The sequence below is a fragment of the Pseudoduganella lutea genome (genome assembly GCF_004209755.1).
Taxonomy (GTDB): domain Bacteria; phylum Pseudomonadota; class Gammaproteobacteria; order Burkholderiales; family Burkholderiaceae_D; genus Rugamonas; species Rugamonas lutea.
Genome location: NZ_CP035913.1, coordinates 7,351,119 through 7,375,862 on the forward strand (window position 1 = coordinate 7,351,119; position 24,744 = coordinate 7,375,862).

Annotated in this window: 29 protein-coding genes and 1 pseudogene; all 30 read right to left on the reverse strand. The window is 59.3% G+C overall.

Annotated elements, in window-relative coordinates; genetic code table 11:
- Positions 1 to 2 precede the first annotated feature (2 nt).
- Complete coding sequence (locus EWM63_RS30900) at positions 3 to 2,045, reverse strand: hypothetical protein (RefSeq protein WP_130189942.1); 2,043 nt, start codon at positions 2,043 to 2,045, stop codon at positions 3 to 5.
- Positions 2,046 to 2,275: 230 nt separating this feature from the next.
- Positions 2,276 to 2,779 (reverse strand): virion core protein, T7 gp14 family, encoded by a 504-nt coding sequence (locus EWM63_RS30905; protein WP_130189943.1) that lies wholly within the window; start codon positions 2,777 to 2,779, stop codon positions 2,276 to 2,278.
- A 13-nt stretch (positions 2,780 to 2,792) separates the two neighbouring features.
- Positions 2,793 to 3,296 (reverse strand): hypothetical protein, encoded by a 504-nt coding sequence (locus EWM63_RS30910; RefSeq protein WP_130189944.1) that lies wholly within the window; start codon positions 3,294 to 3,296, stop codon positions 2,793 to 2,795.
- A pseudogene (locus EWM63_RS30915) lies at positions 3,271 to 5,642 on the reverse strand (phage nozzle protein). The gene EWM63_RS30910 and the pseudogene EWM63_RS30915 overlap by 26 nt, the downstream one beginning before the upstream one ends.
- Before the next feature lie 3 nt (positions 5,643 to 5,645).
- Complete coding sequence (locus EWM63_RS30920; RefSeq protein WP_130189945.1) at positions 5,646 to 6,233, reverse strand: phage tail tubular protein A; 588 nt, start codon at positions 6,231 to 6,233, stop codon at positions 5,646 to 5,648.
- Positions 6,234 to 6,237: 4 nt separating this feature from the next.
- Positions 6,238 to 7,767, reverse strand: coding sequence for an SGNH/GDSL hydrolase family protein (locus EWM63_RS30925; RefSeq protein ID WP_130189946.1), 1,530 nt, complete (start codon positions 7,765 to 7,767; stop codon positions 6,238 to 6,240).
- Positions 7,768 to 7,843: 76 nt separating this feature from the next.
- Positions 7,844 to 8,788, reverse strand: a complete 945-nt coding sequence (locus EWM63_RS30930) for a phage capsid protein (RefSeq protein ID WP_130189947.1) — start codon at positions 8,786 to 8,788, stop codon at positions 7,844 to 7,846.
- A 357-nt stretch (positions 8,789 to 9,145) separates the two neighbouring features.
- Positions 9,146 to 9,547 carry a hypothetical protein gene (locus EWM63_RS30935; RefSeq protein ID WP_130189948.1) on the reverse strand — a complete coding sequence of 134 codons (402 nt, stop codon included), beginning with the start codon at positions 9,545 to 9,547 and terminating at the stop codon, positions 9,146 to 9,148.
- The gene (locus EWM63_RS30940; protein WP_130189949.1) at positions 9,547 to 9,762 is read right to left on the reverse strand and encodes a DUF7940 domain-containing protein; all 216 of its coding nucleotides are present in this window, start codon (positions 9,760 to 9,762) and stop codon (positions 9,547 to 9,549) included. Before EWM63_RS30940 ends, EWM63_RS30935 begins: the two co-directional genes overlap by 1 nt.
- Before the next feature lie 2 nt (positions 9,763 to 9,764).
- Positions 9,765 to 10,544, reverse strand: coding sequence for a capsid assembly protein (locus EWM63_RS30945; protein ID WP_130189950.1), 780 nt, complete (start codon positions 10,542 to 10,544; stop codon positions 9,765 to 9,767).
- Entirely contained in the window at positions 10,544 to 10,699 is a 156-nt protein-coding gene (locus EWM63_RS31960; protein ID WP_165391011.1) for a hypothetical protein, read from the reverse strand. The genes EWM63_RS30945 and EWM63_RS31960 overlap by 1 nt, the downstream gene beginning before the upstream one ends.
- Positions 10,674 to 12,206, reverse strand: a complete 1,533-nt coding sequence (locus EWM63_RS30950) for a portal protein (RefSeq protein ID WP_130189951.1) — start codon at positions 12,204 to 12,206, stop codon at positions 10,674 to 10,676. The genes EWM63_RS31960 and EWM63_RS30950 overlap by 26 nt, the downstream gene beginning before the upstream one ends.
- 222 nt (positions 12,207 to 12,428) lie before the next feature.
- The gene (locus EWM63_RS30955) at positions 12,429 to 12,617 is read right to left on the reverse strand and encodes a hypothetical protein (RefSeq protein ID WP_130189952.1); all 189 of its coding nucleotides are present in this window, start codon (positions 12,615 to 12,617) and stop codon (positions 12,429 to 12,431) included.
- Between the two features lie 35 nt (positions 12,618 to 12,652).
- The gene (locus tag EWM63_RS30960; RefSeq protein WP_130189953.1) at positions 12,653 to 13,384 is read right to left on the reverse strand and encodes a dATP/dGTP diphosphohydrolase domain-containing protein; all 732 of its coding nucleotides are present in this window, start codon (positions 13,382 to 13,384) and stop codon (positions 12,653 to 12,655) included.
- On the reverse strand, positions 13,363 to 14,205 hold the full coding sequence (locus EWM63_RS30965) for an exonuclease (protein WP_130189954.1): 843 nt from the start codon (positions 14,203 to 14,205) through the stop codon (positions 13,363 to 13,365). Before EWM63_RS30965 ends, EWM63_RS30960 begins: the two co-directional genes overlap by 22 nt.
- Complete coding sequence (locus EWM63_RS30970; RefSeq protein WP_130189955.1) at positions 14,202 to 14,501, reverse strand: hypothetical protein; 300 nt, start codon at positions 14,499 to 14,501, stop codon at positions 14,202 to 14,204. Before EWM63_RS30970 ends, EWM63_RS30965 begins: the two co-directional genes overlap by 4 nt.
- Positions 14,498 to 14,713, reverse strand: coding sequence for a hypothetical protein (locus tag EWM63_RS30975; RefSeq protein ID WP_130189956.1), 216 nt, complete (start codon positions 14,711 to 14,713; stop codon positions 14,498 to 14,500). Before EWM63_RS30975 ends, EWM63_RS30970 begins: the two co-directional genes overlap by 4 nt.
- A 6-nt stretch (positions 14,714 to 14,719) precedes the next feature.
- The gene (locus EWM63_RS30980) at positions 14,720 to 16,690 is read right to left on the reverse strand and encodes a DNA polymerase (protein ID WP_130189957.1); all 1,971 of its coding nucleotides are present in this window, start codon (positions 16,688 to 16,690) and stop codon (positions 14,720 to 14,722) included.
- A gap of 11 nt (positions 16,691 to 16,701) precedes the next feature.
- Positions 16,702 to 16,872, reverse strand: a complete 171-nt coding sequence (locus EWM63_RS31965) for a hypothetical protein (RefSeq protein WP_165391012.1) — start codon at positions 16,870 to 16,872, stop codon at positions 16,702 to 16,704.
- Positions 16,869 to 17,390, reverse strand: coding sequence for a Gabija anti-defense Gad2 family protein (locus tag EWM63_RS30985; protein ID WP_207221202.1), 522 nt, complete (start codon positions 17,388 to 17,390; stop codon positions 16,869 to 16,871). Before EWM63_RS30985 ends, EWM63_RS31965 begins: the two co-directional genes overlap by 4 nt.
- Before the next feature lie 2 nt (positions 17,391 to 17,392).
- Positions 17,393 to 17,632 carry a hypothetical protein gene (locus EWM63_RS30990; RefSeq protein WP_130189959.1) on the reverse strand — a complete coding sequence of 80 codons (240 nt, stop codon included), beginning with the start codon at positions 17,630 to 17,632 and terminating at the stop codon, positions 17,393 to 17,395.
- A 9-nt stretch (positions 17,633 to 17,641) separates the two neighbouring features.
- Positions 17,642 to 19,282 (reverse strand): toprim domain-containing protein, encoded by a 1,641-nt coding sequence (locus EWM63_RS30995; RefSeq protein WP_371861163.1) that lies wholly within the window; start codon positions 19,280 to 19,282, stop codon positions 17,642 to 17,644.
- A gap of 116 nt (positions 19,283 to 19,398) precedes the next feature.
- Positions 19,399 to 19,596, reverse strand: coding sequence for a hypothetical protein (locus EWM63_RS31000; protein WP_130189961.1), 198 nt, complete (start codon positions 19,594 to 19,596; stop codon positions 19,399 to 19,401).
- A complete protein-coding gene (locus EWM63_RS32880) occupies positions 19,593 to 19,724 on the reverse strand; it encodes a hypothetical protein (protein ID WP_259772498.1) in 132 nt (43 codons plus the stop codon). Before EWM63_RS32880 ends, EWM63_RS31000 begins: the two co-directional genes overlap by 4 nt.
- A gap of 13 nt (positions 19,725 to 19,737) precedes the next feature.
- Complete coding sequence (locus tag EWM63_RS31005) at positions 19,738 to 20,196, reverse strand: N-acetylmuramoyl-L-alanine amidase (protein ID WP_130189962.1); 459 nt, start codon at positions 20,194 to 20,196, stop codon at positions 19,738 to 19,740.
- Positions 20,193 to 20,627 (reverse strand): hypothetical protein, encoded by a 435-nt coding sequence (locus tag EWM63_RS31010; protein ID WP_207221204.1) that lies wholly within the window; start codon positions 20,625 to 20,627, stop codon positions 20,193 to 20,195. Before EWM63_RS31010 ends, EWM63_RS31005 begins: the two co-directional genes overlap by 4 nt.
- Positions 20,605 to 21,282 carry an ssDNA-binding protein gene (locus EWM63_RS31015; RefSeq protein WP_130189964.1) on the reverse strand — a complete coding sequence of 226 codons (678 nt, stop codon included), beginning with the start codon at positions 21,280 to 21,282 and terminating at the stop codon, positions 20,605 to 20,607. Before EWM63_RS31015 ends, EWM63_RS31010 begins: the two co-directional genes overlap by 23 nt.
- A 16-nt stretch (positions 21,283 to 21,298) precedes the next feature.
- On the reverse strand, positions 21,299 to 21,463 hold the full coding sequence (locus EWM63_RS31970) for a hypothetical protein (RefSeq protein WP_165390696.1): 165 nt from the start codon (positions 21,461 to 21,463) through the stop codon (positions 21,299 to 21,301).
- Between the two features lie 336 nt (positions 21,464 to 21,799).
- The gene (locus tag EWM63_RS31020) at positions 21,800 to 24,346 is read right to left on the reverse strand and encodes a DNA-directed RNA polymerase (protein WP_130189965.1); all 2,547 of its coding nucleotides are present in this window, start codon (positions 24,344 to 24,346) and stop codon (positions 21,800 to 21,802) included.
- A 204-nt stretch (positions 24,347 to 24,550) separates the two neighbouring features.
- The gene (locus EWM63_RS31025; protein WP_130189966.1) at positions 24,551 to 24,736 is read right to left on the reverse strand and encodes a hypothetical protein; all 186 of its coding nucleotides are present in this window, start codon (positions 24,734 to 24,736) and stop codon (positions 24,551 to 24,553) included.
- Positions 24,737 to 24,744 lie beyond the last annotated feature (8 nt).

The following is a 24,744-nucleotide window of genomic DNA, read 5'->3' on the forward strand; positions in this document are numbered from 1 at the left end:
TGTTATTTGATTTCACCTGCCTTGAGCTTTCGCTCGTAAATTTCACGGGTGAAGAATTTGTCGAGTCCATCGACACCTGGGATGAAGGGCTTGGAGCCCAACTTCTCACTGAGCTTCAGAGAGCGGGCACGTTCGCGGGCCTTCCACGCTTCATAGTTGGCATCTGCCGCTGCCGCATGGACATCGCCCTTGTAGGCACCATCAATCCACTGGCTCACCTCGTCCTTGCGGTAGGTGACCACTTGGCCCCGTTCGTTGATGAGGGGTGTCCCACCGATCCACGCGGTGAAGCCTCCGTACTGGTTCGGCTCCAGGCGCACATCGCCGGACATCTTCTGGTCCTTGGCTAGCTTGCTCGGCACGTCCGTGATGAACCGCTCCAGCCACTTGCCAGGCTGTTCGCCCTTAGGCACGGCCGGCAGGTCCTTATTGAAGTACAGCGTGTTGTTGATCTTCGTGGTTACTGCGGGGTTCGAGAGGTACTCCACGGAGGACCGGACAGCCACCTCGGCATTCGGCACTTGGCCGGACATCACGAGCAACTCGGCCCTGCGGCGGATGTCGGATTGGACCGAGGTGAGGTTCACCTGGTTGTTACCGAACATCCCCGAGAACCACGAAGCGGTCCCCGAATACCAATGCGGGTTCACCACATCGTCCACGGCAGCGCCCACAGCCTTAGCCATGGAGCCGTAGTCCGACGACTTGATGTCCGCACGGGTGACCTGGTTCACGATGGCAGCCGCATCGGACACGTTCGGGAACCCACCCTTCTCTACGAGGAACTGGATATCGGACAGCATCTTGTAGTCCTTCCCGCCCCCTACGAGCTTCTCCGCATACCCTGGATGGGTCGCGTTGACGCGCATGAAGGTCTCGATGGACTTCTGCCCCTGAGGGTTGAGCTGGCCGATGTTCTTACCGTCATAGCTCCAGCCCACGGAGGCGATGTTCGAGGCGCCCGATTGGATATCCCGCTGCCACTCAGGGTTTTCCACGTTGTTGGTGGCCCACATCTCCGTGGCTTTCCCCAAAGGCATCCCTTGGGTTGCACTGAGGAGGTGCTGTTGGGCCGCCTCCTTGACGTTGAAGTCCTTCACTTCCCCGGTGGGGGACATGACTTTCACGCTCAGGGGAATTGGAGAGCCAGTCCGTACCGCAGCAGAAACCACCTGGTTAGCTTCCAGGACGGAACGTTCCGAGGCGGCCACCATCTGGGCACGCTCGTATTCCTTCTGGAGCCGTGCACGTGCCGCAGCGTTGGAACTGGTGATGGCGTGCATGGTTTGGGACGTGAGGTACTTCTCGCGGCCCGTGGCCCACTCATTGAACTTCTTCTCGTCCAGCTCGCCGCGATCCGCCCGGGCCAGGAAGGGGCGCATCTCCACGTCGACCTGCTGCCGCTGGCCTTTGTCGAAAACGACCTCGGACTGTTGCAGGATGGTTTTGGCCCGAAGGTCCCCCACCACGGCAGCCACTGTCACACCACTATCGAGCTGCTTATCGAGAAGCCCCTGGACCAGCTCAGTACGGCCACCTGCAGCTACGGAAGTCAGCATGTTACCCAGTGCCTCCTTCGCGGCATCGTCACGCAACAGTGCGGTTTTCCGCAGGAGTTGATAGCGATCCACTAGGGTTTGCGCGGGGTCCCCTTTGAAGTCCGGAGCGGTGACCTGCAGGAGCACGTTGCCCAGGTTGTCCGAAGACTCCTGAATGCCACGCTCCACTGCTTGGGCGTTGACCACCTGGGTGTTCGCCCCGATGGCCCGCTCACGGAAGGTGTTCCAACCCTTGTCAAAGCCGGCCGTGGTGTACTTCGATTGGCCAGTAAGGGTCTCGTTACGGTGCCCCGTGAGGTACTCGTCCATCTCTTGCTGCGAGCCGAACCGAAGTTCCCCGCTTTGGATTTTGGACAGCGTATCCCGCTCGAAGGCGCCCTGAGCGTTCTCCCCGTAGATGTGCTGCAGGGCTGCTGCGAAGGCGGGGGAGCTGGACGGAAGAAGGTCACCAGTCCGGATGGCCTTGCCCAGTCCCTCGACTGTCATGGAGTTTGCGTAAGCCTGGGCCTGTTGCTGGGCCTCCTTGTCCCGCGCATCCTGGATGGTCTGGAGAGAGGCGCCTAGTGCCCTCTCATCGATTGCCCCTAGCGCCCGTGCAAGCTGGAATGCAGTAGAGGCGGGCGGGTCTAAGCGGGCTCGTGGCGCTTGTAGGGTTTGGTAGTTTGACTCCCGGAGCGCAGTGCGTCCCCCCTGGTATTCAACCTGAACTCGCGCCATTAGAACTTACCTGTTCTCTGATAATCGGCGTAGGCGCTTGTACTTGCTTGACCAATTCTCAGCACTGCACCCGCGTAATCCGGCATCTGGGCGCCCGGTAGTGAGTTGATCTGGTCGACCACTCCGCCGAAGGCATTGGCCTGCTGCAAATCTATTGCACGGTTCTCGCGGAGGAGGTTTTCCTCCACCCGTGTATTGTCCAGTCCGGCCTGTCCAGCCAGCTCGCGCAACAGGGCGTCGACAGACGTTCCTGCCACGCCAGCCTCACCGGCCGAAACGGTCCCGGTAGCTTGGACCTTCTGGGCTGCCCGGTTGTTTAGGTTGATCTGATCCGAAGCGTCGGAAGCTTGCTCGTTTCGCTTCACTTCTAGGTTTGCCACGTTCTGGCGATAGGTCTGCATGTTGCTCTCATACTGCTGGTCGGTGGCCTTGTTCGCGGCCTTCACCACTTTCTTTTGCTGTGCAATGGATGCCGCTGTGGTAACCGCAGTGATGGCCAGCATGATGGTTGTCGGCTCACACATGGTGGTCCTCCTTCCTCAAATAGAATCGTTGAAATGGTTGATCGTTGATCCCGAACGGGACCGGGGGGTCGATGGTGAAACCCAGCCAGCGGAGCCACTGGATATGAACCTGGTTCTCTGCCCAGGCATAACCCTCAAGCTCGTCATGGGCCTCCAGCCAGCCTTCCACGTATCCCCGGCACTCCCTTAGGAAGCTCTTGCGGATCAACGGAAGTTCTTCCGAGGCCAGCATCCAGGGGAACCCTGTAGCGCCCTCCTCGCCCCACGTGAGCTGCCCGGCGATGCCGAACAGGGCGATCACTTGGCCACGCCAAACCACCGCATAGGCGATGTTCGAGACCGCGAGGGAGAACCTGAGGGCCAGCTCGGGGGGCATTCCGGAGGAGTGGAAGACTTCCTCCACGTCCTCCTGCCGAAGCCTTGGGGCCAGCTCGAAGGTGTCCTTACGGGTCGCCAGGCGGACGTAGGGCTTAGATGCCTTGGCTTCGTTTTGCATACATACCTTCCCAGTCCGCGCTCAGGAAGGCGCACGGCAATGGCGAGTCGGAAACCATCTCGATCTTCACGTCGGTGTTTCTGGCACGCACGGGGAAGCGGAATGTCCCTGTCGCCAGTGCCATGGAGCCGATGATGGATGAGGTCATGCCGAGGGTCTTCCCTGTAAACGGATAGGTGAAAGTGTCGCGGCCCTGTGGCGTCACCTCAACCTTGAAGTAACCAGTGTCCGAGTAGTTCACCTGCATGTTGCGAAGCTGGAGCCTCGCCGTGTTGTCGGCCTTCTCCCCGCCATTGCTGGTTGCCGTCTTGGGGACGATTGTGGAGAACTGGTAGCGGAATGCGTACCTGCGGCCGAACACGAAGTCATACTCCGTTAAGTCGCCAGGGCCGATAATCAGCCGCAGCTCTCCAGCCTCAGTGTCATTGGCAACAGGGAAGACCGCGCCAGGAATGCCTGTGGTAGCCACTGCCGTATAGGCGGGCGTGCCAGAAGCGAAGTAGCCAACTTCCTGCGGCAAGACGTAGGTGTAGTTCCGCGCCTCGTCGTAGAAGAGGACCTGTCCGGGGAGATTCCTCTTGCGGTCCAGGTGGACGAGGAATGGCTCCCCCTCCTCCGGGAACTCGGCGGAAACGTCCAGGGACTCCAGGTAGAGGCCATCCACCCGGTTGACCGCGAGGTACATCACGGACTCCACGAAGTCCACGTTGAGAACCTGGTCGAAGATGTCCAGGGACCAGCGGGACCAGGAGCTTTGTAGCTTCTCGTTGTTGGACCAATAGAACTTGTAGACGTAGATTGCTGCCCGGTCCCCCTTCGTCAGGACACACAGCATGTCCTCGTTGAGGCCGGCAGCCAGTTTAAAGATGCCCTTCGGGATGTACCGGGGCACGTGGCTGGTCACTTCCGCCGCATCGTTAGTCTGGGAGTCCTGATCCACGAAGTACTCACGGACGCCCGAATAGGCCCCTGCAGGTGTCGCAAAGAGCACCATGCGGCCCATTCCTTGCGGCTTCGCTGCGGGGTTACACTCGAACTCCGTGGTGGGTTTGATCGAGATCGTCTTCGGGGTCAGTAGGTCCCCGGACTCCACGGCAAACTGGGTCTGCGTGGAGAACAGGAGGAGCTGCTTACTAAATGGGATCGCGGCCGTGAGCTTTGACACCTTGGTGTGCGACACCTGTACATCGATCCGGTCCGAGTCCAGCAGGTCCGTTACCGTACTCGGGTAGAAGTTGAAGAACTCACCTGCCTCGGAGAAGCACACCGCCTCGTCCACGATGAAGCCCAGGCGGTTCCGGTAAAAGAACACGTCCTGGATTGAGCCTCCCACGAACGATGGGTGTGGGGCGGAGCCCTCATCGCCAACCTTGCGGGTGCCCCAGGAGAGGGCCTTGAAGGAGAACGTTCCGTCCGCCTCACGAACCAGTGCGAAGGGCATGGTGCCCGGCATGAAGCCCACCGAGATACCCGGCTGGACGGTCTCCCGCCATACACCGGAGCTGTTCTCGGTCTTGTCGAACTTGACCCAGTAGTTATCGAACTCCGATGTCTTGTCGCCAACGATCTCCACGGTGAAGTCCGCGAAGGCCGCATTGTTCGGCAGGTCAGCGAACCGCTGAATCTTCCCCTTGATGGGGTACATGGCTGTGTTGCCGTAGCCGTCCGAGGTGGTGACATTAAAGTCCTCCGCCTTCGTCAGGTACAGGACGGAGCCGGCCAGGCTGCAGGTGACGCCATGGGTGTCCACAGCGGCATTGATCCTGGTGGCGAGCTGCGAGGCGATGTAATCCGTGGCAGTCTGCGGCATATCGGCAGCGGTGGTCCCGTTCGGGGTCGTGAAGCTGTACGTGTTGCCATTCAGTGTCACCGAGTACGTCTTCCCGTAGAGGCCATTCTTGACCACCACGATGGCCTCAGGGGGCCGCTCAGGGGACAGCGTGAGGTTCTCCTCCACCACCACGGAGCGGTTCACGATGAACGTGTAGTCGGCCACGGTGACAGCGCGGAAGTCCTTTTCAGGGTCCAGCGATTGGAGATACTCCGCCCCATCGGGGAAGGAAACAGGGTGCTCCGTACCATCGAGCCCATACACCCGAAGGGTCCCCTCGGTGATGATTACGACATACTGCTCCGAGTCGTCCCGGTTGATCGTGTGGATGTAAGCCTGATTGACAGGCCCGGAGATGCGCGCAATGTGCCTCGTGGGGGCCTCTTCTTCAGCCCTCGGGCCACCGTGCTGAGACCGTTCTCCTGGACTTCAGCCTGGGAGGACAGGCGCAGTGTGTATGGTTGTTGAGAAACCCCATTCACCATATTGGCGATGGAGGAAGAGACCAGAGGCATAAGTTACCTTCGTTGGAGAATGCGGGTCACTGTGGTGCCCGTAAGGAAGTTGTGGTCCGCAGTGGCCCCCTCAGCCTTCTTGAAGATGCGCCGTGCTTCCACTTCGTCCGCTTGGGTGAACTGGTAGAGGGTGTCCGAACCAACCGCTCGCGCCTGGAACTTCCGGGCAGCCTTGACGGTGATGTAATGGCGGGCCGCCTGGGGTAGCTCCTCGAACGGCAGCAGGACCACCAGGTCCACCTTCAGGGTCCGTGAGAACTCGTAGGTGTGCTTCTTGCGGTCATACAGGCGGGTCCCACGATGGACCACATCGATGCCCTGGTCGGGGCCTATGGTGTCCACTCGCAGAGTGTTGAGGGGAACGCTGATCTCGTTCGTTTCAAACGAAGGGACCAGCGGATATTCTTTCTCGGTGTTGAAGTGCCAGCCTTGAGACTGAACCTCCCTCAGGGTCTCAGCGAGAACCTGTTGGGCGATCACAGCGTCAACTACAGGGGGACCTGAGAGAGAGCTTATGGGGCTCTCTCCGATCACCTGCAGCATCAAGTTGACAGCGTCCAGCTCCGAGGTCGGAGTGGTGGCTGTTGGCATGCGGTTACATGAAAGCGTTCAGGCTCGGCGTCACCGTGTCCACCAAACCACCGAGATCAGTCACACCCAGCGTCAACTGGGCGCCAACAGTGGTATGAATCCGGAGCGTGAATGCAACGGTTGTCGTGCCCACTGGTACCAGCATCTCCGGGGTACGTTTGAGACCGAAGTCAGGCGTACCTGTCAGGCCGGTGAGGTCATCCGTGGTGGCGTTCCAGTGCGACTTACCAAAGGCAACAGTGCCCAGAGTAGCGCCACCGGAGTCCAGGAACTTCAACTCAGCAACGGTCTTGAGGATGTTCCCGGAGGTAGCAGCGGTGACCTGCAGGCCTGCCTCGAAGAACGCGGCGATGCCCGCACCCTTCGAATAGCCACCACTGGCCGCCAACTGGACGTAATCGGTGGTGGCTGCTGCGCCCGAGATGGGCAAGAGGAGCTGCTTACCTGGGCCGCCATCCGTACGTGCGACCGTTGATGCCCCGGTGACAACGATGCTTCCGGACCGCGTGATGTTAATCGGGTCGGGGGTGCTTCCGGTGTTGGGTGCAGTAACTGCCCCTGCAGTGCCGATCATCAGCTTATTACCAAACAACGAGGACTGGTCGCCGTTGGAGCCGTAGCCGTTGAGCGTTCCGCGATCTGGCACTACCCCTGCCATGTATGGCGTGAGGAAAGTGGCAAGTGCACTACCCATGAGGTAAGCACCATACGGTGATGGGTGGGTCGAATCAACCAACACGTTCGGGATCACAGCACCGGTCGACGTGCTACCCGTCGATGCGGTGTAGTCACGCATGATGGCAGCCATATCGAAGTACATGAAGCCCGGCAAGGTTCGTGCGGCCTTTCGTGCATACGTCAGCAGCTTGGCAAACTCCTGACTTTCCAGATATTGCACACCATCGATAGGAGACACGCCCGTACCTGCATTGGTGCGGTTCATGCCTGCCGTGCCCACATACAGCAGGTCGGCACCGATGGCACGGCTCGCCCGATAAGTGGACATCACCGACTGCCACACTTGCTCGGCGGAGTACCCTTGATCCAGGTCGTTCGAGCCACCTTGAAGGACAACGAGGGTCGGCCGGAATGGGACAACATCACGGGTAAAGCGGGCACGAATCTGGTCAATCCGCTCGCCCGATACACCTGCCCGGTTGAGGATGTTCATGCGTTGGCCCATCAACGCGTTAGCGTGGTCCAGCCAACTCCGTTCAGTGATCCCCCGGAAGGGCTTGCCGCCCACCGTCAGTTCGTCCGTGCCGTACCAGGTAATTGAGTCACCGATGGCGACCACTCGGGCCTTCTGGAACAACATACGGATTTCACCGGAGATGCCCGAACCGATTGTGTTGTAGGTCACCTCCACCACGTCGGTGGAGTTTACAGGATTCGCCAATGTGATGCCGGTGATGGACTGCTTGGAAATGGCGGCATTCACCCCATTGACCCGTACCGATGCGGTCAAGTCATGTGGAGGGAGCGGGAAGAACACTTGTCCCTGGAAGGGACGGTCACTTTGAACAATCTGCATCTAGTCTCCAATAAAAAAAAGCCCCATCAGGAGCCCCTTCCGGGACCCCCAATGAGGCTTGAGGTTGAATCGCTGATTAGGCGGTCTTGATTTCGATAGCTGCTTGCGGAGCCAGGATGCCGTAGCCCTTGGCGAACTTAGCAACCATCAGGGTTGCCTGATAGCGTGCCTCGTATTCAGCGTCCATCGCCAGGTCCATCAGCGTGACGGAGCCCAGTGCGGCCTTTTGCAGGGCCAGGGCCACCGTGGTGCTGAAGTTGCCAGCGTAGGTGTTGTTCGAGCCGGCATCGGTCGTGCCGGTGGCAACGTTCGCGGACGGCAGGTTGTTCGTCTTCACGATCTCCATACCAGCGACACGCAGTACCTTGCCATCGACGTAGACGCCTTGACCGCCCCAGTCCTTGTTCATCAGCTTGGTGGACTGCGCCAGCAGGTAGTACTGGGCAGGACGGACGAAGAACGCACGGTCGTCTTCCGGTACGTCTTTCTCATCGAACTTCTGGGCCGCAGCGAAAGCCGAGGCGATCAGTGCTTCGGCATCGGTACCGGCCGAACCAGCGGTGATTACCGAACCGCCCGGCTCACCCGTGATACGGGCTGCCGAACGTGCGGCCAGGATCGCCAGTTGCAGGAGTTGCTTGTCTTCCGTGTTGGCCAGGAAGATGCCCATCTGGGACGAGTACTCGGAGCGCACGTCGAAGTGGGACATCGCTTCGTCGTAGTTGGCAATCGAGACATCCGATTCCAGCAGGTCATCGATGGTGATGACCACTTCGCTCGAAGCCACCGGGCGGCCGTTGATCTCGGTACCCGGAGTGTGGTAACCGCCCGAAGCCTTGCCCAGGACCGGGAAGGATGCGGACTTGCCAGCGGTAATCTGGCGGTTACGCACGTAACGCGATGCGACACGCTTGGTTTCGTAAGCGGTCAGTACTTCACCAGCGAAGACCTTCAGTGCCAGTGCTTTTGCATCACCTGCCAGGTTGTTTTGCAGGATACGTGCGGGGGTCATATTTGCCATGTAAATCCAGTGAATGAGTTGAAAAGTCGTTGGAGCGGCTTTCCTGGACTCACACGCTTTCTCGTCCGGTTGTCCTCCTCGGAGGGCCTGAGATACTCTTGTGGGTGTCTTCGGATTGCAGCGTGGTCACCGCGCAGGGGCGCAGGTGTGACTTGTGCTTTTCTTCATTCGGTCGGCAGATACGGGTGGGGATTCTTGGGCAGGCTCCCCATGGCCTGTTACTTGGTTTCGCTTCCCAGCGATGCCTTGTGCTGCTGTCTCACCCAGTCCTGCAGGCCCTCCAGTTGGATGGAGTTCATGCTGGACTTCGTGTAGTTCACCGCAGCGGATGGCAGCAAATCCGCCACGTCGATAGGATCACCGTCCTTTCCTGGGAGTTTCTCCAGTGGCCTCGGAGGCCGCATCAGCGGTTCCGGAGGTAACGGATAAGGGACTGCCTGCGGCTTCGTTGAGCAAGCTCCTAACGTCAGCAGGCAGCACACAAGTATTCCTCGGTACATGCTCGATCACTTTCTTCTCGATGGTCTCGCCTTTCTCGCGGACCACTTGAATGCGGTCCACGTATTTGGTAACCGTGACGGTGTTGATCTTCTCGGACTTTGCCTTGAGGTTCGAGATCGCCTCAGCCTGTTCGGCCTTGTACTTCTCGAACCCTTCAGTGCCCCATTGGTGACCCCAGGAGAATCCCAGGCCCACCAGAAGCAGCCCGATCAGGAGCCACTTGAGAGCCGATATGGCCCACAGGGGAACTGCGGGCATTACGCCGCCTTGGTGGCTGTCTGCTTCAGCACGCGGGCCACGATGATGGCCGCTGCCAGAACAGTGGTGACGTTCGCGGGAAGGTACTGCTGGACGGCCGGCAGGTAATCGAAGGCAGTCTCCAGGGCCAGCAGCAGGAACGCGAGCTGGACCGAGAGGAACTTATGGGCCTTCGCCCAGTCTTCCACCAGGTGGGCCTTAATTCGGGTCCACATGGTTAGATGATGCTGGAGCGGCCGATCTTCTCTTGCACCTTCTTGCGGAAGGCCGGATCGGTTTTGTACTGCGGGGTAGCCATATCGGCCGTCATCTGCGCCAGGGACTCGTAGGAATCGCCGGCACCAACTTTCGTGGAGCCACCGATCAGGTTGCCTTCGGTAGGGTTGGCTTCGCGGTACTTCGCAGTGATGCCCGTTACTGCCAGCTTTGCCTTGACCGGATCACGGGAATCCACCGCCTCGTTATAGGCAGCGATCTCCGCAGGGGTCAGGTTATTGGCAGCCCAGTCGGCCACTTCAGCGAACTGTTCGGCACCACCTGCAGCGGACATCACATCCGCCTGGTAGCGTTCGCCCAGGACCTTCTGGCCTTCGATGTACTGGTCCACCAGGGCCTTCGGATAGCCGGCTTTCGTCAGCTTCTCGTAGCTCTCGGCGGACAGCTCGCCCTTCTGAGCGAACTCGGTGGAGAAGTCTTCCAGGTTCAGGCCCTTGTCGGCCAGCTCTTGGGAGACCTGTTCGGTGCCACCTTCAGGAACCGGAGGGACCTCGGGGGCCTTCTCGGCTGGGGAGGCTTGCTTGCCTTCCAGCTCGGCAAAGGCTGCGGCCATTTCTTCCGGGGTCTTGAACTTCTCCGGAAGCCAAGCCGGACGATCACCCGAGGGGGCAGCCGCAGGGTCTTCAGGGGTCGGCGTACCGTCCACCTTGGCCACCATGGCGGCAACGTGAGCTTGATCTTCGGCCGGGGCCGGCTGCTTGATGGTTACTTGTTCCGTCATCAGTAGTCCTCGAATGTCATTTCATGGCCGTTCACCACGAGGGTTTCGGCCTTGGTGGGCTTCGGGGGTTCTTGCAGTTGCACCGTAGAGTCTTCCACGATCACCACAGGTTTCTCGGTGTTCTCGCCATCAGCTTTGGGCTGGGTTTTGGCCATTACTCATTCCTTGTTTCATAAGTTGACCGGCTTGGTTGATAGCCGGGGAAAGACCCTGTTGCAGCATTGCTGCTTGCTGGGCCGCCTGTTCTTCCTGTGCCACCTGCTCATCACTCTTGATGAGGCCCTTGAGGTCCATCCCGAGGGCGGTGCCACGGCGCGTGATGTAGTCGCCCCAGTTGATCCGCTGGGCCGCTTGGGGAATCTGTTCCAATCCCGCGATGAATTGCTCCAGCTTCGTGAGGTCGTTGCCCCGGCCAATTGCTTCCAAGCCTGTGACGATCACTGGCTTGACTGCTTTGGTCGGGAGGACCGGGAGGCGTTTCTGTCGCTCCATCTGATAGATGAGGCGCTTCACGAGGGGAAGCTGTAACTCTTGGGACATCAATGCATAGATGCCCCCCAGGGCTGCGTCCAGCTCGTTTGCCACGTACCGGATTTCCTCAGCCGTCACCCGCTCACCGTTACGTTGGACTGCTGAATTCAGCAGGAACGCATACGAGAGGCGGGCAGAGATTTCGCTTACCGATTCAGCAGCGACACGGAAATCGTTGTACTTCTGGAGCTGCAGGACTGACACGTCGGATTCCATACCTTCGCGGAACGCACCGTTCTCAGCATCCGCCAGGTCGTCCATATCGGTCACCCCGTTAGGGTTCACGAGGAACAGAATCTTGGCTGCTGCTGCGGCACCCTCCACGATGGCCTGCTGGAGACCTTCGAGGGATTTCAGGTCCCCCAGGTATTCCTCCACGTAGCCACGGCCGTAGTTCTCGCCGTCGATCTTGGTGAACCGAACGGGGAGCCACGGGGACTTGTCCAGTGGGTAAGTACCCTCGGAGCCTGGAACCTTGAGGTCCTTCACTTCCTGGTGGACGTTCCATATTTTTCCGTTACGTTTCACCCAGGTGTAAATCTTGACTGGTTCGTCCTTGTCCCTACCGCTGTCCTCAGGGAGGACCATCGTGGCCGGCAGGAGATCGCGGTCGATTTCCTCTTCCACGATAATGTCCAGCACGTTGCCCATCGGGTCCCTTCGGACCACGTAACGGTGCAGGTGGAATACCCGCAAGCCAGTGTCCGTGAGGAACAGGAGGGAGTTGCCACCTGCGATGAGGTGCTTCAACGCCTCGAACGCAGCGACACGGAGGGCAGAGGCTTCCACCTCAGCTTGTACCGCACGTTCGATCTTATTGAGGCCCTCTTCCACCTTCGCCCGCATACCCTCGGCTTGCGTCAGCTCCTCAAGGGTGAAGTCGTCAATGGAGTATTTAAAGAAGGGACTGTTCACCGGGAACAGGGACATCAGCATCTTGGCTGCCAGGTTGTTCACCCCACGGGCACCGATGGACTGCCACGGAGTGGGCAGGTCGGATGCACTGGAGTGGCCATCGGGTGGCAGCAGGGTCGGGATAGTCAGGGCCGAACAATCGCGGGCTCGCCTCAGGAAAGGCTCGCGGTCCGTCTTCCACTTCGCATACAGGGAAGCGGCTGATTTCGTAGCCATGAGTCCTTAGGTGGTCGGGAGGTTCAAGCCCGAGGCACCGCCCGTACTTGCTTGGGCACGGTCGATGCGCAGGGATCGGCGGCCCTTCGTTGCGCCGGATGCGTTCGCGTTCTTCGATCCTTCGGACTTTGCGGTTTGCAGGATGGTCGGCTGGATCGGAGGAGGCGGAGGGGCCGGTGCTGGGGCCGGGGGTGCGGCCTTGGGTGACGACATACACATGGATTAATTCTCCAAAATGTTCTTGGTCTGGTCGTCGTATTGCTTGCGCAGGAACCGGACCACGGACAATTGCCCCTGAAGGAGCTTGAAGTCCTCCAGGGTTGTCTCAGGGTTATTGGGAACGGTGTCCCGGAAATGGTTTTCGAGGGACTCCAAGAGAACCTTGGGGACCAAAGGGAATGGTTGTTTCATGGCTCGATAATCCTATTGTGCTACTGACCCGAAAGTCATTTAGGAATGATCGGGCCCAGCTTGTCTGCTTCGATGTGGTGGTGAGGGTGCTTGTCTTTGAACAGCTCGTGGAGGTGCTTCACTTCTGCTTCCAGGTTGTCCACGATGCGGGCCAGAGGGATGCTCGGTGGGCGATCATCGGTCAACATGCCGGCCGCGTTAGCGTCCAGGATGATGCCCGCACAGGCGATGACGGAGGCCAGGTGTGGCACGCCCGTGATCGGGTCGGCCCACTCGCCATTCCAGTACTTCATCAGGTGGCGCTCCAGCGCGGCCTTATAGATGGACGCACGGACACCGGCAACACGCCAGTTCATCGAGCCGTACTTCAAGGCACCTTCGGTGAACGCCAGGGCAGCGTAGACCTTCAGGGTGTCCGGAACGACATCGAGGCCCAGCTTGGTGGAACCGATGGCGTCCTTGGGGTTCGTGGGTTTTGTGGCGGAGTCAGTGGGAGTCGAACCCGCACTGACCGCTTTGCTAGCTACTTCACGGCAATAGCGGCAAAACCCTTCGGCTGGGTCGCACCCGTTGCACTCCACCTGTTCCAGGTTTTCGGGCAAAACCCCGTACGAGTTGTCGGTGCGGGATGAGGAAATACCATCAAACACTACGCGAACATCGTCCTCGTTCGAGTGCCTCAGCACGGTCCCCGAGGCTCCTTTCGGAACGCTAAGGAGCGTACCGATGTACTTGACGCGCCCGCCTACTTTGAACTTGGGTTCCATAATTTCACTTTCTTTGTCTTGAAGTCGTAATCCGATGCGCGGCAGATGCGCGCCACTCGGGCTTGGACCAGCGCTTCTTCTTCGCCCAGCCCTACTTTGTTGAAGCACGAGACCACGCCTTCCCATATAGGCAAGTTGCCCAGGGGCTCCTTCGTCCAGCGTAGTTCCGTAGTACCCTTCCGTGGGCCGGACTTGAACGTGTGCTCGTATTGAGTCCAGATGTACGGGTCGTTCAGGAACTCCTCGGCGGTGTCGTAGCCCATCCCTGGGCAGCCCGCGTAGTTGTCCGTAGAGTCGCCTACGAGGGTCTGAACGAGGTGCCAGCGGTCGGCCTCTTCCTCGGTAACCTCGAACAACTCCTTCTTGCCGAAGTTGTAGTGGTGGCCGGGGACGGTCTTCATGTCCTTGTCGATCGTGCAGATGATGTATTCATCACCGGCAGGGTTCGAGCGGGTGGCCAGAATGCCCAGCACATCGTCACCTTCCAGGGTTGGACGTGTGAACGTTTCATAGTTCTCACGTGCCCAGGCGGTGATGAATTTGCGCAGCATTGGGGACCGCTGGCCAGCTCGTGTGGCCTTGTAGGAAGGCAGTACCTTCAACCGCCAGTTGGCCGAACGATCATCATCGGAGAACGCGAGGATGACCTTATCGGCACCCGTAGCGGCTTGGATGGAATTGATGGATGCCTGGAAGGACTTGATAACGTCCTCCTCGTGGGCATGGAGGGTGTGGACCCCATCACCCCAGTCGATGGACTTCTCGTTCACCGCTGCGGCTTGGAACGCATTCACGTCCGCATCAATGAGGGCGATCCTCATTCAGGTTTCACCAGATATTTGGTCAGGTCGGGGTTCTGCTGCAGGACCAGCAGGAGGCCGGTGGCCATTTTACGGACCACGTGTTCCTCAACCTTGCGGTTGCCGATGTCCATGAGAGCCCACACCGCGTGCATCACCTCATGTAGAACGGTGTCCTGTTCCTCCACTCGGGGCATTCCCTCGCGGACTTCGATCTCGCATTGCATGGTGTCGCAGGAACCGTAGTCCCCATCGTCCAACTCATATGTGATCGAGTAGTCCCGGCCAAGGATGTGGATGAGCTGGGGCCGCTTCACAGGGCACCCAGTTTCCGCAGCTTCTCCAGGCCGATGCCCGTGATGCGCCACTTATTGCCGAACTGGCGGGGCAGCTCGTAGGTCGTGATGTACCCCATCGAGGCCAGTGCTGCGACCTCCTGGGCGTTGTCCCGTGCGTAGTCCGATTGGAGCTTGTACGGGGCCAGGTAGGTCCGGTGAAGGACCTCCTTCAGTTTCGTGTTGTTGAACATGGTTTCTCAGTGGGTTTCGGACCAGTTGGTACCGATCTTGGATTCGCCGGCCGTGGGGCAGCGGAAGTTGAAGTGATCGCCGGCTTTGACCACGCAGGCTTCAGCGGTCTCTCGGACGATCTGAGCGATCTCCGGGGTGCGGCAGGCGATCTGGGTTTCGTCGTGACTCCAGGCCACGTTGGCGTAATCACCATCCCATCCGTTCTTCAGCCCCCTTGCCTGCAACTCTTCTTCCAGCATGACCAGCCACTGCTTGCACAGGATTGCGCCAGCAGATTGGAGGAGCGTGTTCAGGGCAGCGTGCGAGGACCGGACGTGAACCTCACGCCCATCCAGGCCCATCAAGAAGCCCCTCTTCGCGGCAGCCTTCACCGCCTCGATCAGGTACTTCAGAGCTGGGGTCTGCTTCAGGAAGCTGGCCTTCAGCCGCTTGCCGGCCTCCGGTCCACCGCCTACGATCTTGCCGATCTTCGCGTCACCTGCCCCATAGAGGAAGGCGTAGATGAAGGTCTTGGCAATCGCACGGGCGGCCTCGTGGTCGGGGTTATGCTTGTCCCGCTTGGTCCCCTGAGGGAACAATCCGAGAGCCAGCGTGTTCACCCAGTGGATGTCCCCGTTGAGGATCACATCCCCGTACTTACCTCCGTCGTAACGACCCATAAAGTGAGCAAGACAGCGTAGCTCCAGGCCCGAAGCATCCGCACCAACAAGCGTCCAGGTTGGCGGGACACAGAAGAGTGCTCGGCATTCGGGACCGTAGGGTGACGTGGAGGATGGGACTTGGGAGATGTTCGGGTAGGCATGGGTGGCGCGGCCGGTGACCGCTCCGTTTGGATTGACGGAACCGTGAATCTTCCCGTTGCGTTCCACCAGGAGCCACGCTTGTTTCCCTTCAGCTAACTGAGAGATGCGTTTAGCCACCATCAGGTATTCCGTGATGAGTGGCACTGGTGGGTACGTCAGGTGCCCTACGGTGTCTTCGTCCACCTGCGGCTTGCCGCCATCGGTGAACACCTCGGGCTCCCATCCGTACAACGAGATGAGGCGGTTGGCGATGTGATCGCGGGAACTGGGGTTGAACTCCACGATCTTGATCTTGGTGTACGTGGCGCCTTCGATGAAGTGCTCGTACCAGCCGCGTTCGTAGTAGGCGTCCTGGCCCTTCAGCTTGATGCGCCTGGTGTCGCCACCTTCAGGGTCCTCGTGCCACACCTTCCGATCCTTCGGAGGGGTAACCGGGCGACCATCAGCGGCGTACCAGAATTTGAAGTAGTCCCGCAGCTCACGTTCCAGCTCGGCCCTGCGTTGAGCCAGCTTGGCATACAGCGCGGCACCTGCAGGGGCATCGAAGGGAAACCCGTTGCGTTCCTGCTTGGCCATCAGCCAGGCGATCTTGTGCTCCAGCTCCAGACATTGCAGGCTGTAGTTCTTCGCCAGAATCTTGAGGTACAGGGCTTCGGTCACCACCACGTCCTGGACGCAGTAGTCGAGCATCTCCTGGGAGAGGCTCTTCCACTCGTCACCGGGCTGGTAGTCTTCGCCGGCAGCGGCAATGTAGTCCGCCTTGTACTCGCCCTTCATCAGTTTGAGGCGGTAGCCCCAGGCTTCCAGGGAATGCGAGCCCCACAGGTTCGGGGGAATCTGCTTCTTCTTCAGCAGGCCGTTGTCGTGGTCCTTGATGTTGGACCAGATGACACGGGTTGCAGTGAGGGTGTCGAACACCGTGGCCTTGTCGTAGCGCCACGTGGGATACAGCTTCTTGAGGACAGGGATGTCGTACTTGATGACGTTGTGGCCCCCGATGGGACCCTTCGAGAGCATCTCAAGGCCCTGCTCGATTGTCGCTTCCGCCACCATAGGGAACCCTGCGGGGACACAGCGGATGATCTGCTGGGTTTCCAGGTCCTTAATGACCAGGCAGTGAACTTTGGTGACGGTATCGAGGAGGCCGTTCGATTCAAGGTCGAATAGCTTCATACCGCCCTGGGTTACTTCGCCCAGATGTCTTTGATGAGACTCGGGGCGTTGGTCAGTGCGTCATCAAGGATGCGCTTGAAGGGGGCACCTTCTGAGCGCTGGGAGAACGCGCAGGCAGGGATGAAGAGGATCACCGCGGGGACGGCAAAAATAGTGGCCAAGATGCGGAGGGTGGTTTTCATGCGGCCTTCTTGAAGTCGGGGTATTTGGACAGGAGGCGCTCGATGCGCCGTTCGCTGCGGAGGGTTTGGCCGTCATCGTCAGCACGGCAGATGCGGAACACCCGGTCTTTCGAGTCCTGCTCGAAGTCGGGGTGGATGTAGATGTTGATGCCGTCATACGTGATGCGGCTCAGGCCCAGGTCGAAGGTGCTGGCGAGGTCCTCAAGGGTGTCGAACTCGGCCGCGATGAGTTGCACGTCAAAGCCTTGTACTGGGAACAGCACATCCCAGACACCGTGCATATCGGAACGCAGTGCGTACAGGCCGATGTGTTCGGGGATGACCATCTTCACGAGGGGGTGGGCCAGGCCGTTCGGATGATCTTGCGCGCGCATAAAGACATCCACGTCCTTGATTGGACGGCCATGGTAGGCATCCCGCAGGCAGCCACCACCTATCACCGGATTCGAGCCCGGGAACATTTCCTTAATGACCTCCAGGATTTTCCGGAAGAAGTACAGTTGATCTTGGAAGTTCACGATCAGCCCAGCAGGTCGGACAGCTTGCCGTGGATGCGTGCAGCGCGGTCGGCTGCCTGCTCGTGGCGATCAGCGGCCAGCTTGTGTTCTTGGGCAGCGTAGTCGTGGTCCTCGGCAGCGTCCGTGTGGTGAACGATGGCCGCTTCCAGCTTCGCCATGTTGCCCTCCAGGGAGGACAGGGCTTTCGTCAGGTCGATCTCACGAGAGAACGAGGCCAACAGGTTCAGGAAGAATTCTTTCATGGGGGTTCCTTAAAATTCAGGCTTGGAGCCTGTTTCGTCTTTGAAGGGGGATGCTTCGGTGGGGGCTGTGGTGACGGACAGCAGGCCGGTTTCGCTGTCATAGGCGAGGTAGATCACCTCCCCTGTTGCTTGGCCGGTATAGCGGTCCTTCAGGATGCGGAGTGTGGTCGTCTTGCGTACAACGGGATCTTCTGCTTGCTGGTCCCGTTCGAGACCGAACATGAAGAAGGACCAGAAGCCAATCGCTCGGGAACCCTTGAAGTGGCGGATGGATACCCTTCCGCCCTCCTCGTGAGGTTTCCCTTCAGGTGTCGCTAGGTGGCTCACGAAGTGGATGATGATGTCCAGCTCTTGGGCCAGGCCCGCCATCTCCTTCATGATCTGTTCGAGACTGCCCTTCTCATCCGCCGTGTCTGCCATCGCCGTGAGGTGGTCGAGGTAGATCAGGCGGATGCCTTCGGAGACAGCCATGAATCGAACTTTGTTCTTCACTACGTCCCATTCGGTTTCCCCGAAGGAGTCGTAGAGGACAATCTGGTCGCCCAGCTTTTCAACCGCGGAGTCCAGCTCCTCGATAGTCCAGCCGGCATTCGGTACGTGGAAGCGCTTGCCTGCGATCTTGCCGGCGATGCGCTTGCCAGTTTCAACGGGCTTCTGTTCCAGGAAGACGGTGCCCACCTTCATCCCCAGGACTTGTCGGTCGTAGGCGATCTGCTGGGTGAAGAGGTCCGTCTTGCCCGTACCAGTGCCGGCACCGAAGCCATAGACTTCGCCGTAGCGGCGTCCGTAGGTGAGCTGAGTGAGTTCTTCGAGGAACCACGGGAGGCCCATTTCGGTGGGCTTCTTCATTTCCTCGCGGAGGTCGATCACGTTGACCAGGCCATCCGGGCGGTAGGACTTGGCGTTCCAGATTGCGGAGATGATCTCCTGCTCCCGGCCCGCCACGAGTAAATCGTTGGGGTCCTTGAAGCCGGAAGGCATCGAGGCGATCTTGCATTTGCCGGGGGCGAACAGTTCCGCGCATTCTGCTGCAGCGTCCCTGCCCGGTTCATCGGCATCGAACATCAGGATGACTTCCTCGAACCCGTTGAGGTATTCGAGGGCTTTGCCGAGGGACTTCTTGGCCGATGGGGCGCCATTCGGGATGGACACCACGGGCCACTTATTGCCTTGGGCTTGGCTTACGGACATCGCATCGATCTCACCTTCGGTGATGACGATCTTCTTCCCGCCATTCCAGAGGTTCTGTCCGAAGAGGAGACCAGGGGCAGCTTTCGAGTCCCCGACGATCTTGAAGGTTTTGTCAGCGAAGCGGACCTTCTGCGCAACCATGGTGCCTGAGGCATCGTAGTATGGTGCGAGCTGGACTACCTTCCCTGCATACTCCCCGACCTGGTACCCGAACTTTCGTGCGGTCTCCTCGGTGATCTTGCGTTTCAACAGGGGCTTGTAGTCCCCGGATACGAGTCCTTCCATTCGAGCTTTCTTGGTCTGGGTTCCGGTGTGGGCTTCGCCATCACCGCGTTCATAGTGGCCGCACCCCTGGGAAAAGCAGTAGGCGTGGCCATCGGAATATCTTGCGAGGTTGTCGCGGGAGCCACATGAAGGACACGGCTCCTTACGGACGAGGGTGCTATCGTTGTCTTGCATGTCGCCCAAAGAAAAAGGGCCAGCCCGAAGGCCAGCCCGAAGAACTACTCTCAGGAGATAAAACTGAACCGGAAAGGAAGCGCGGCTCCCTTATCCGTATGTGCAACCGATGCTTCCTAATTAGGAACCTTTACGACGTTGAGCGGATCAACGTAGCGGAGTTCACCTGGGTCGCGGTACTGGGCAGTTGCATCTACAGCCAGGCGTTTCGCTGTGATCTTGCGGATGGTCACCTTAACCAGGTCCACGTAGCCGACTCGCGGCACCACCACGGTGTCCCCTACGGCCAACTCTTGGCCCAGGAAGTCTTTCACTTCTGTTCCACCAGGCGTGCCCGCAGGTCCAGGCGGAACATGCCGGCCCGCTTGGAGTCACGGCGGAGTTGCTTCATGGCCTCCCACTGTTCGGCGGTCGGGCGGAGGTAGCGGTTCTGATCTTTCATGCGGGTGGTCCTTTCAGTTGGAGATGTTTTCAGCCTTCAGCCAGTCAGCCACGGAGAAACTTGGGCAGGCTTTCGCCACCTTCGGAAAATCTCGGTGACCCTGGATGCGGGCCTTCGGGTACTTCAGTTTCAGTTCTGCCAGCAGGGCCTTCAGGGCACCATACTGGTCTTCCGTGAAGTTGGCCTCGGCCTTCGTCACGTCCTTCTCGGAGACACCGCCGACCATGCAGATGCCCACGGAGACTGAGTTCCAGTTCTCCACATGGGCACCGATCTGGTCTACAGGGCGGCCCTCCTCCACGCGGCCATCACGGCGGATGACGAAGTGGTAGCCGATGCACTTGAAGCCACGCTGGCGGTGCATACGGTCGATCTCGGCAGCGCCGATGTCTTGGGACGGTCGGGTAGCGGCACAATGCACCGCCAAGTAGTCCGTCCGGGCACGGTTTTTCGTGCCTGCGTTGAATGTCATTGGGATTTCTTGGGCTCGTGCAGCCAGGCATCGGGGATGTCCTTGTCTGCGAAGATGAAGCCATTCTTTGCGCACCAGTCGGCGTACGTGGTGGTGCTGCGCTTGTTGATCTTGGCCTTCGAGTTGGAGAAGACGAAGCGGATGTCCAGGTGGGGGTGCTGTGATTTCACGAGCAAGTGCTTCTGCCGATCTGCGGTCTCGAAGCGACCCTTGGACTCCACGATGATGCCGTTCTCCAGTACGAAGTCTGGGGTGTACGTGTGGGGCTTTGCGGGGGTGATGTACTGGATTTTCTGTTCCTCGTACGTGTACCCCACGCCTTTCAGCGTGAGGTTGCCGGCAATCTTCTCCTCCAGGCCGGACCGGAAGCCATACTTCAGGGCCACCTGCCGGCTGGAGAGAGGAGCCTTAGAATTCTTCAGGGCCGGCACTCTCGTCCTTGAACGGGGTATCGTCTTCGGCTGCCGAGTCGTCCGCCTCGAAGCCCTCTTCTTCACCGAAGCCGTAGGCACCGGCATCACGCTGACCGCCCGACACCAGGTCGATGATCTGGACTGCGTTCAGGCGCAGCTTCAGGCCGGCAGCGCCGGTACCTGGGATGAAGTACGGGGCCGCCTCGAACGAGACCTTGCCCTCGGTGCCGCCCCAGATGTCCGGAGCTTTCAGCATCGGCTTACCCTTGGCATCGAACAGGGCCGGCTTGCGGGTCCACTTTTCCTTCTTCTGGTTCTCGCCGGAAGCGGCCATCGTGAACTTGAAGATCACGTTGCCGGTTTCTTCTTCGGTGTCCTTGTCGTATTCCGGGGTGTACAGGTCGTTGACCTTCAGTTCCTTCAGCTTCTTGCGCTGCTCTACCTTCAGTTCCTTGAACTTGCTTTCACCTTCAGCCACAGCGGCATCGAAGTGCGGCTGCAGCTTTGCGATCATCGGCTCGGCATCGGCTTGGCTCAGAATGAGCTGGACCTTGTACTCACCGTTCGGCTTCGGGAACTGCTCGTTGCCGTAATCGGGCTTGGTCAGCGCCGGATACTTGAAGGTGCCCTTCGGGGTCGTTGCTTTGAAGTTCTGGGGTTTCTTGTTTGCCATATTGTCTGGTGTGTGTTTAGGGGCGGTACTTCGATTCGAGGGCTTGAACGTCGTGGCCCTGGTTCATCAGCTCTACCGCCAGGTCCAGCGGGATCGTGTGACCACGCTTGAACTGGTTGATGGCCCGCTTCAGTTCGGGGGAACGTTCTTCGTGTTGCTGCTGGTTGTCTCGGGTACTCATTGGGGTGTCCTTCAGGGTTCAGCCGGGGAAGGTCGGCTCGGTTATCCGTATGTGCAACCGACGCTTCCCCGAACGTGATGATTGCAGATTCGGAAGCGTTAAAGCTGCTGATCCCACATGTAGATTGCCGTGTCTCCTCTCCGGTGGGGGAGCACGTAAGTATGGTGGCGCACTGCGATCTCCATGTAGGGAATGCGCTCCTCGAATCGCGGCTGCACCTGCGGGAACTCCGGGACCTGCAGGTAAGGCGGTGCGTCCCTCAAGACTCGTTTGGTTAAATCCTCAGGGCCGCCGATGAAGTATGCGTACATATCAATTGTTCCTATTGTGGAAGGGTTAGGCAAAGCAAAAGCGGCTGTCGGCCACCGCTGCGAGTTCCAAGGTGCCGGACTCAGGGAGCGCCTTCAGTTTCTTCTTCTGTTTCTCACTGAGCTGGACCAGCAGCTCGTCCCTGAAGCTCCCCAAGACGTCCACCTCGGTGTACATCTCGATGAAGCTCTCGCGGACCACGCGGTACAGCGTTTCGGTTTCCCCTGCAGTGGTCCCGAACGAATCGTGGATCATCGCAAAGGAGTGAATGCCGGCCTGCTTCGCGCGGTGGACGGTGAGCATCAGGTGGGATGCGTCACACGAGTGGACGAAGTTGGGGCTGATCCCTTGGGATTGCTTCCGGCTGTCCAAGCCTTCCTTCTCCTGGTTCATCAGCAGGAAGAGGATGGAGCCGTTGATAGCGGTCTTCACCCTCCTCGGCTCCAGGGCCGGGTAGGCTTGCATGACAGGGAAACCAACAGGGGTCGTCCAGCGCACCGGGAGTCCCTCCTTCGCGGCTAGGCTCGCGGCATCTTGCAGCCACGCCATCGCCTCGCCAGCTTTCACGAGGACCTGGTTCACCGCGCCCCAGATGAGGTGGGCCATGTAGACCGCAGCGGAGAACCCATCGCCACTGAAGGGGAACCGGGAGGCATCCACGGAACCATCGGGCAGCGTAGCGGAGCGCTTCGCCGGCCACAGGATGTCTTCCATGAGCTGTTCCTTGAACCCGTACTCCTTCGAGCCGTAGGCCAGGGTCATGACGGACCGCTTGGTAGTCTTGCGGGTGATCCCGAAGGCCAACCACTGGGACGCCAGGGCCTTGGTGCCGGCCACGACGTAAGCGCGACCCTCGTCGCTGTGCTTGAGGGTGTCCTCGGTGCCCTTGGTGGAGTCTTCCTTGACCCACACGGATACCAGGTCAGCTACTTGGCGGTAGACATCGGCCGGCAAGTCCTGCGGGACCAGGTTTACAGCTGCTCCCCCTTTTTCATCTCGGAGCATGGCACTGAAGTGTTGGATGCCAGAGCAACTACCGTCCATAGCCACGGGTATCTTGGAGACGAATGACTCTCCCACAGCGACGTACCCGGACCACTCAAGCGCAAACGCGAGGAACTGCCAAGGTTTGTCGATCTCCACGCCGTCAATTGAGGACGCCCATCCACGGTTCTCGAAAGGATCGTGGGCAATTCGTAAGATTTCTTCTTCATTTTTCAGTATCCAGTGAACACGATCTTCAAGGCTGGCTTTATCAAAGCCCGCCACGTTTGCTCCATGTACGGCCAACCACTTCCAGCCCTCCTCGCCCAGCGGTTTCCCGTTAGCGAACCGGAGGAGCCCCTTCTGGTAGTCGGGACCCTGCGGGTTGATGTGCGGGACAGCGTAGATGCGGCCACGGAAGTCGAGCTGGTACGGGAAGAAAATCTTCCGGTACTGCTCATAGCGGCCGGCGATGTCCACGGTCATTCCCAGGCTGATCCTGCTGCCCATCAGGGAGAGGTTCTCCTGGTGGACCTTGAAGGCCGCCTTCCGGTACTCCGCGAGGGCATCCGGGTTCGTGTCGATGTCGTGAGGCTTCACGGGCAGCTCCATGCCTTCCCGTGGGGGCATCCCCGCGATGATCGTGCCGTTGTCCCAGAAGGTCTTCATGACCTCCAAGATTTTGCTGTTGATCTGCCAGGCCGTCCGCTGGATGGCGTTCAGGGCATCGTAGACGATGGGCATATCGGTGGAGACCAGCTCCTCCAGGTAGGCCCGGTTCTTCGTCTTCACCATCACGAGGGGCTTGATGTCGGAGGACAGGTAGCCGCCATCGTAGGGCGTGGTCCAGTCGCGGGGCTGCACTACCATCGGCTCGTACACCGGACGCAGGAGGGAGGTCGCATCGTTCTTCTTCGTGATCCACTCCAAGGTGCTGGGCAGTGGCTTCACGTACTTCAGGGCCTTGTCAGTGCCCTCGCCGTTCGTGCCGATCTCGATCAGGCCGATGGATGCCTGCAGGATGTCCAGCAGCTTGACGCCCACATGGAGGCGATCCGTGCGGGACCAGCCTTCCCACTCATCGTGGTTGTCGGCCAGGCGGGTGGCGTAGATGTGCTTGTAGCGTGCCGAGGTGCGTTGCTTCGCGCCCTTGACGATCTTGTCGTAGAGCTTGCGCTCCTCTTCGCGGATGTTGGCGAACCGGACCTCATCCTCGATTGCAGTGCCGATGGCCACGGCCACGAACTGGACCGTGCGTGGCGTAGACAGCCCACTGAGCACATGCTTCAGTGCGAGGAATGCCAAGACCTTCGCGTCCGTATTACCGATCAGCTTGTAGGCCGACGAATTGCGCAGACCACTCGCGCCCTCCTTCGCTGCGACCTGCCAAGCCGTGATGGCATCGGCCAGCTTGGTGATGCGACCTGCCAGGATGGTCCGACCATAAGCGGTCTGGTCTTCACGGTTACCTTCAGTTGCCCTGGAGGTGTTCCTCAGGAACCTGTCAGCACCGCGTTGAGTCATCTCTTCCTCCAGGCGCAGTTGCACTTGGATCAGGTCTTCAGGCTCTTTGATGTCTTGGGTGGTCATGTTCGTTCGCTTATAGAGAATCGTTAGATGTAATCTCTAAGATGTTTATTTATTAGAGATGTTTATTGAAGATGTAACCTTCAGGGTCACCTTCAGTTATCCTTATGTGCAACCTATCAAGGAACAGTTGAACATTAGGAAACGTAAGGGCAAAACAAAAGAGGAACCTCTCGGCCCTCTTGCGGGTACTGCGTGTGCTATGTGCTACCTACCGAACAAACCCTTCTTGGCAGGACCATCCACCCTCTGCTCGATGGCCTCCAACTTCTGGAGCACGGTGTCGAGCCGAAGCTGAATGGTGGTCAACGTCCGTTCGTTTTCGATGGCCTGCGCCGTGAGATTCGATATCTCCGCTGCCATTTCGTTGATGAGCTGTTCGTCAGGTGCCATCGCAAACT

What these genes read in the sequence shown, in the direction of transcription:
- EWM63_RS30900 (WP_130189942.1), bottom strand. Translation starts at nt 2,045, where the DNA reads ATGACAGTCGAGGGACTGGGCAAGGCCATCCGGACTGGTGACCTTCTT.
- EWM63_RS30905 (WP_130189943.1), bottom strand. Translation starts at nt 2,779, where the DNA reads ATGCTGGCCATCACTGCGGTTACCACAGCGGCATCCATTGCACAGCAA.
- EWM63_RS30910 (WP_130189944.1), bottom strand. Translation starts at nt 3,296, where the DNA reads ATGCAAAACGAAGCCAAGGCATCTAAGCCCTACGTCCGCCTGGCGACC.
- EWM63_RS30920 (WP_130189945.1), bottom strand. Translation starts at nt 6,233, where the DNA reads ATGCCAACAGCCACCACTCCGACCTCGGAGCTGGACGCTGTCAACTTG.
- EWM63_RS30925 (WP_130189946.1), bottom strand. Translation starts at nt 7,767, where the DNA reads ATGCAGATTGTTCAAAGTGACCGTCCCTTCCAGGGACAAGTGTTCTTC.
- EWM63_RS30930 (WP_130189947.1), bottom strand. Translation starts at nt 8,788, where the DNA reads ATGGCAAATATGACCCCCGCACGTATCCTGCAAAACAACCTGGCAGGT.
- EWM63_RS30935 (WP_130189948.1), bottom strand. Translation starts at nt 9,547, where the DNA reads ATGCCCGCAGTTCCCCTGTGGGCCATATCGGCTCTCAAGTGGCTCCTG.
- EWM63_RS30940 (WP_130189949.1), bottom strand. Translation starts at nt 9,762, where the DNA reads ATGTGGACCCGAATTAAGGCCCACCTGGTGGAAGACTGGGCGAAGGCC.
- EWM63_RS30945 (WP_130189950.1), bottom strand. Translation starts at nt 10,544, where the DNA reads ATGACGGAACAAGTAACCATCAAGCAGCCGGCCCCGGCCGAAGATCAA.
- EWM63_RS31960 (WP_165391011.1), bottom strand. Translation starts at nt 10,699, where the DNA reads ATGGCCAAAACCCAGCCCAAAGCTGATGGCGAGAACACCGAGAAACCT.
- EWM63_RS30950 (WP_130189951.1), bottom strand. Translation starts at nt 12,206, where the DNA reads ATGGCTACGAAATCAGCCGCTTCCCTGTATGCGAAGTGGAAGACGGAC.
- EWM63_RS30955 (WP_130189952.1), bottom strand. Translation starts at nt 12,617, where the DNA reads ATGAAACAACCATTCCCTTTGGTCCCCAAGGTTCTCTTGGAGTCCCTC.
- EWM63_RS30960 (WP_130189953.1), bottom strand. Translation starts at nt 13,384, where the DNA reads ATGGAACCCAAGTTCAAAGTAGGCGGGCGCGTCAAGTACATCGGTACG.
- EWM63_RS30965 (WP_130189954.1), bottom strand. Translation starts at nt 14,205, where the DNA reads ATGAGGATCGCCCTCATTGATGCGGACGTGAATGCGTTCCAAGCCGCA.
- EWM63_RS30975 (WP_130189956.1), bottom strand. Translation starts at nt 14,713, where the DNA reads ATGTTCAACAACACGAAACTGAAGGAGGTCCTTCACCGGACCTACCTG.
- EWM63_RS30980 (WP_130189957.1), bottom strand. Translation starts at nt 16,690, where the DNA reads ATGAAGCTATTCGACCTTGAATCGAACGGCCTCCTCGATACCGTCACC.
- EWM63_RS31965 (WP_165391012.1), bottom strand. Translation starts at nt 16,872, where the DNA reads ATGAAAACCACCCTCCGCATCTTGGCCACTATTTTTGCCGTCCCCGCG.
- EWM63_RS30990 (WP_130189959.1), bottom strand. Translation starts at nt 17,632, where the DNA reads ATGAAAGAATTCTTCCTGAACCTGTTGGCCTCGTTCTCTCGTGAGATC.
- EWM63_RS30995 (WP_371861163.1), bottom strand. Translation starts at nt 19,282, where the DNA reads ATGCAAGACAACGATAGCACCCTCGTCCGTAAGGAGCCGTGTCCTTCA.
- EWM63_RS32880 (WP_259772498.1), bottom strand. Translation starts at nt 19,724, where the DNA reads ATGAAAGATCAGAACCGCTACCTCCGCCCGACCGCCGAACAGTGGGAG.
- EWM63_RS31005 (WP_130189962.1), bottom strand. Translation starts at nt 20,196, where the DNA reads ATGACATTCAACGCAGGCACGAAAAACCGTGCCCGGACGGACTACTTG.
- EWM63_RS31015 (WP_130189964.1), bottom strand. Translation starts at nt 21,282, where the DNA reads ATGGCAAACAAGAAACCCCAGAACTTCAAAGCAACGACCCCGAAGGGC.
- EWM63_RS31970 (WP_165390696.1), bottom strand. Translation starts at nt 21,463, where the DNA reads ATGAGTACCCGAGACAACCAGCAGCAACACGAAGAACGTTCCCCCGAA.
- EWM63_RS31020 (WP_130189965.1), bottom strand. Translation starts at nt 24,346, where the DNA reads ATGACCACCCAAGACATCAAAGAGCCTGAAGACCTGATCCAAGTGCAA.
- EWM63_RS31025 (WP_130189966.1), bottom strand. Translation starts at nt 24,736, where the DNA reads ATGGCACCTGACGAACAGCTCATCAACGAAATGGCAGCGGAGATATCG.